6 protein-coding genes are annotated in these 4791 nt (G+C 67.1%); 3 read left to right on the plus strand and 3 right to left on the minus strand.

Annotated elements, in window-relative coordinates; translation table 11 throughout:
• Positions 1-147 precede the first annotated feature (147 nt).
• The 3 genes from Q7T84_RS12505 to thiE form a co-directional block, all read right to left on the minus strand.
• Positions 148-1167, minus strand: a complete 1020-nt coding sequence (locus Q7T84_RS12505) for a glycerophosphodiester phosphodiesterase (protein WP_304809339.1) — start codon at positions 1165-1167, stop codon at positions 148-150.
• Positions 1168-1213: 46 nt separating this feature from the next.
• A complete protein-coding gene (locus Q7T84_RS12510) occupies positions 1214-2008 on the minus strand; it encodes an inositol monophosphatase family protein (RefSeq protein ID WP_304809341.1) in 795 nt (264 codons plus the stop codon).
• A gap of 104 nt (positions 2009-2112) precedes the next feature.
• Entirely contained in the window at positions 2113-2760 is a 648-nt protein-coding gene (gene thiE, locus Q7T84_RS12515; protein ID WP_304809343.1) for a thiamine phosphate synthase, read from the minus strand.
• Between the two features lie 194 nt (positions 2761-2954).
• Here thiE and Q7T84_RS12520 point away from each other — a divergent pair, with 194 nt between their 5' ends.
• The 3 genes from Q7T84_RS12520 to Q7T84_RS12530 all read left to right on the plus strand — a co-directional run.
• Positions 2955-3140, plus strand: a complete 186-nt coding sequence (locus Q7T84_RS12520; protein ID WP_304809346.1) for a bacterioferritin-associated ferredoxin — start codon at positions 2955-2957, stop codon at positions 3138-3140.
• A 133-nt stretch (positions 3141-3273) separates the two neighbouring features.
• Positions 3274-3765, plus strand: a complete 492-nt coding sequence (gene bfr, locus Q7T84_RS12525) for a bacterioferritin (protein WP_304809348.1) — start codon at positions 3274-3276, stop codon at positions 3763-3765.
• A gap of 234 nt (positions 3766-3999) precedes the next feature.
• A partial coding sequence (locus tag Q7T84_RS12530) for an MFS transporter (protein WP_304809354.1) occupies positions 4000-4791 on the plus strand: 792 nt, incomplete at its 3' end.

A 4791-nucleotide genomic window follows, 5' to 3' on the forward strand; every position in this document is an offset into this window, starting at 1 on the left:
CCATCATCGCCGCATAGAGGTCGCCGCTGGCGAGAATGAAGACGTGGTAGCTCATCCGGCGGGCTCGGTGCGAATGGGTCCCGGACAAGCGCTGCGCGCTTTCCGGGATGACACGTTGGTGGTGAGGTCCGGATTCCGCACTCGGGGCTAGCCCCGCGCGGCGACCGCCAGGCCAGGGAAGTCGCTGAACACGCCGTCGACGCCCGCCGCATAGAGGGCGCGGAAGACGGCCTCGGCGTCGCCGTGCTCGGCCGGCGAGGTTCCGCGCCGCAGCTTGGGCGGCAGGAAGCGGTTCTCGGCCCTGACGGTCCAGGGGTGGACGAGGAGGCCCGCGGCGTGGGCGTCGTTCACCAGGGCGCTGGGCGGCCCCAGAGCGCCGTCCACGGTCGGCAGCACCATCGACCAGTCCGGCCCGAGCCCGTCGGCATAGGCGGCGATGGACTTTAGGCCTTCGGCGCTCACCATGGCCGGGCTGCCCGCGCCGACCAGCTGCACGCGGCGGGCCTTGGAGAGCGTTTTGAAGGTCGCCAGCGGGCCGGGCTCGAAGCACTGGACGAAGACCGCCGCATCGGCGGCGTCCAGGTCGTTGATCCTCAGCATCCGCGCCAGCCGCGCCTCGATCGGCAGCCCGACGCTCGCCAGGAAGGTCGGGTGCTTCATTTCCGGATAGACGCCGATGGTGCGGCCCGCCCGGCGGCTCTGCGCCTTGGCCAGGTCGATGACTTCCTGGAAGGTCGGGACGGCCTCCCGGCCGTCGAACGCGGCGCTGCCGGGCCTCAGCTCCGGAAGCCGCTCGCGAGCGCCCAGGGTCTTGAGTTCGGCCAGGGTGAAGTCCTCGACGAACCAGCCCTCAACCTCCTCGCCGTCGATGAGCTTGGTGGCCCGACGCGCGGCGAATTCGGGGCGCGTGGCGACGTCGGTGGTGCCGGCGATTTCGTTTTCGTGACGCACCACCAGGTGGCCGTCCTTCGTCACCACCAGATCAGGCTCGATGAAGTCCGCGCCCTGGTCGATGGCCAGGCGATAGCCCATCAACGTGTGCTCGGGGCGCTCGCCGCTGGCGCCTCGGTGGGCGATGACGATGGGTTTGGGCGTTGTCTTGGCCATGGCGGGGCTGGCCGCCAGGGCGGCGGTCGAGGCGGCGAAGGCGCGGCGCGTCAGGTGCATGAGAACGATTTAGCCGTCCTCGGTGACGCTTCCGTCAAGGCTGGGTTTAGCCCGCGGCCTTCAGCTTATCGAGCATCAGCGGATGCAGCTCGAGATTGGCGGTGCAGATCGAGCCCTTGGTCAGCATATCCTCGCCGCCGTCCATGTCGGTGACCTTGCCGCCAGCTTCCTGGATCAGCAGCAGACCCGCGGCCATGTCCCAGGGCTTCAGGTCGCGCTCCCAGAACCCGTCCAGGCGGCCGGCGGCCACATAGGCGAGATCCAGCGAGGCCGCGCCGAAGCGGCGGACGCCGGCCACGCGCTGGCTGATCTGGTGCAATTCCTTCAGGAACCGGGCGTGCTGGCCGTGGCCCAGGAACGGGATGCCGGTGCCGAGCACGCTCTCGTCCAGGTGCTTGCGGCCGGCGACGCGCAGGCGCTTGTCGTTGACGAAGCAGCCCTTGCCCTTCTCGGCCCAGAACAGTTCGTTGGTGACCGGGTTATAGGTCACCGCCGCCACGATCGCGCCTTCGCGCTGCAGGGCGATGTTGATCGCGAAGTGCGGGATGGCGTGCAGGAAGTTGGTGGTGCCGTCCAGCGGGTCGACGATCCAGGTATGGGTCTTGTCCGTGCCCTCGATCAGGCCGCGTTCCTCGCCGAGGAAGCTGTAGCCGGGGCGGGCCTTTTCCAGCGCTTCGAACACGGCCTGCTCGGCCTTGATGTCGGCGGCCGAGACGAAATCGGCCGGCGCCTTGCGCGACACCTGCAACTCGGCCAGCTCGCCGAAATCGCGGTTCAGGCCCCGGGCCGCCTTGCGCGCGGCGTCGGACATCACTTTCAGAAGGGCGGTTTGCGTCGACACGATGGTTCCAGTTCTAGCGCCAAGGGTGCGCTAAACGCGCCGCAAGGGCGGAAATTCGAGGCGCGGAACCTAGTGGGAGCAGGGCCGCAAGGCAAGGATAGGCCTCAACCGCGCTGCGACAAACCCTCAGCGATGGCGGCCTCGATGGCCTTGACCGCCGCCGCGGGACCCTGCGGGTGGGCCCAGACCCCGGCCGAAATCGCCAGGAAGTCGGCGCCCGCCTTGGCCAGGCCGGCGGCGTTGCCCGCGGTGATCCCGCCGATGGCGACGCAGGGCGTCTCCATGAACTGCTGCCAGATGGTCAGGATTTCCGGCTCGGCCTGGGTGGGGGCTTCCTTGGTGGTGGTCGGGAAGAAAGCGCCGAACGCGACATAGTCGGCCCCGCCCTCGGCGGCCTCCATCGCCAGGTGGCGGCTGTCGTGGCAGGTGACGCCGATCATCGCATCCTTGCCCATGATCTTCCGGGCTTCGCTGAGCGGGGTGTCCGACTGGCCGACGTGAACCCCGTCGCAGCCGAGCTTGGCGGCCAGGTCGGGCCGATCATTCAGGATCACCGCCACGCCGCGCGCCTGGGCGACCGGCGCGAGCGCCTCGACGGCGGCGGCGATCAACTCGTCGGGCTGATCCTTCAGGCGGATCTGCAGGGCGGCGACTTCGCCGGCGTCCAGGGTCCGCGCCAGCAACTGGGCGAAGGCGGGCAGGTCGTCCAGACGCGGCGGGGTGATGAGATAAAGGCGGCAATCGGCGGTCATGCCGCCTTCTAACCCCGGCGATAGCCCGGCGACAGCGCCTTCATCGCGGTGGCAACGGGGGCACGTCGCCGGACTGGTCGGGCCGAGCTCTACGTCCGCGACCAACCGACGCGGCGGGCTCCGCTCAACTTGCAAATGATTTGCAACGGCGTTCGCATTTGCTACATATGACTCCTGGTCGGGAGAAGTCCGTCTTGTACATTTGTAACTGTAACGGGATCCGCGAGCGCGAAGTCCGCGCCGCCATCGACGCTGGCGCCACCCGCCCTGCCGAGGTCTTTCGTGCATGCGGCTCGCAAGCCCAATGCGCGCGTTGCGTCTGCGACATGCGCAAGATGATCAGCGAGCAGGATCAGGCCCTGCGCTTCGCCGCCGAATAGGAGCGTTTCGCCCCGAACGGCGAACTCTTCGCAAGCTTGCGAACGAAACGCGGAATCACTTGCAAACATAGGCTTTGACTCGTCTCGCCCCGAGTAAGAGTTTGCCCCTCGAAACGGATTCGAGGAGGTTCCCATGCAAGGCGACAAGGCCATCATTCGGCGATTGAACGCTGTGCTCACCAATGAGCTGACCGCGGTGAACCAGTACTTCCTGCACGCACGGATGTACGAGAACTGGGGTTTCACTCGCCTCGCCAAGATCACCTATGACGAGTCGATCGGCGAGATGAAGCACGCCGACAAGCTCATCAAGCGCATCCTGTTCCTCGATGGCCTGCCCAACCTGCAGGACCTGCATAAGCTGAAGATCGGCGAGAACGTGCCCGAGTGCATGACCTCCGACCTGTCGGTCGAGGTCAGCGGCCGGGTGGATCAAATCGCTGGCATCAAGGAGTGCGAGGCGGCGGAGGACTATGTCACGCGCCAGATCCTGCGCGAGATCTTGACCGACACCGAGGAGCACATCGACTTCCTCGAGACGCAACTGTCGCTGGTGAAGTCGCTGGGCGAACAGAATTACCTGCAAAGCGCATTGGGCGACCTCGAAGGCGCCGGCGGCCACTAGGGGGCGGTCAACCACCCCACGGATCGTCATGGCCGGGCGAAGTCCCGGCCATCCACAGACTCCGTCACGGCAAGTTGGACGTTGAGCCCACAACCGCAGGGGCGGTTCCGATAGCCTCAGTCCCGACGAGCCTAGCGAGAAGGGGGAGTGCGACGCCGTCCCCCTACGAACCGCTTCCAGGCACCCCCGAAATCCCGCTAGGCTCTCCCCAACGATAAGACGTGGGGGAATGGCATGGCCGAGACTGTGGTGGGCGACGGTGTCGCCCCGAAGACCAACCATCGGCTGGTGATCGGGGCGGCGTCCGCCGGCACGGTTTTCGAGTGGTACGACTTCTACCTCTACGGCTCGCTGGCCGGGTTCATCACCCAGCACTTCTTCTCGGGCGTCAACGAGACCACCGGCTACATCTTCGCCCTGCTGGCCTTCGCTGCGGGCTTTGCCGTCCGTCCGTTCGGGGCGCTGGTGTTCGGGCGGCTCGGCGACCTCTGGGGCCGCAAGAACACCTTCCTGGTCACCATGCTGCTGATGGGGCTCTCGACCTTCGCGGTCGGCCTGCTGCCCGGCTACGACCAGATCGGCGTTCTCGCCCCCATTCTGCTGATCGTCATGCGCCTCATCCAGGGCCTGGCCCTCGGCGGCGAGTACGGCGGCGCCGCGACCTATGTGGCCGAGCATGCGCCGCCCGGAAAGCGCGGCCTCTACACCAGCTGGATCCAGACCACCGCGACGCTGGGCCTGTTCCTGAGCCTGCTGGTGATCTTGGCGGTACGCTCGATCACCGGCGAGGAAGTGTTCAAGGCCTGGGCCTGGCGCATCCCGTTCCTGGTCTCGGCGGTGCTGCTCGGCGTCTCGCTATGGATCCGGCTGAAGCTCAACGAGAGCCCGGTCTTCCAGAAGATGGTCGATGAGGGGACCACCTCGAAGAAGCCGCTGACCGAGTCGTTCGCCAAGTGGCCGAACCTGAAGAGCGTGCTGCTGGCCCTGGTCGGGCTGACCGCGGGCCAGGCGGTGGTCTGGTACACC

The organism is Phenylobacterium sp. (assembly GCF_030654915.1).
Lineage (GTDB): Bacteria > Pseudomonadota > Alphaproteobacteria > Caulobacterales > Caulobacteraceae > Phenylobacterium.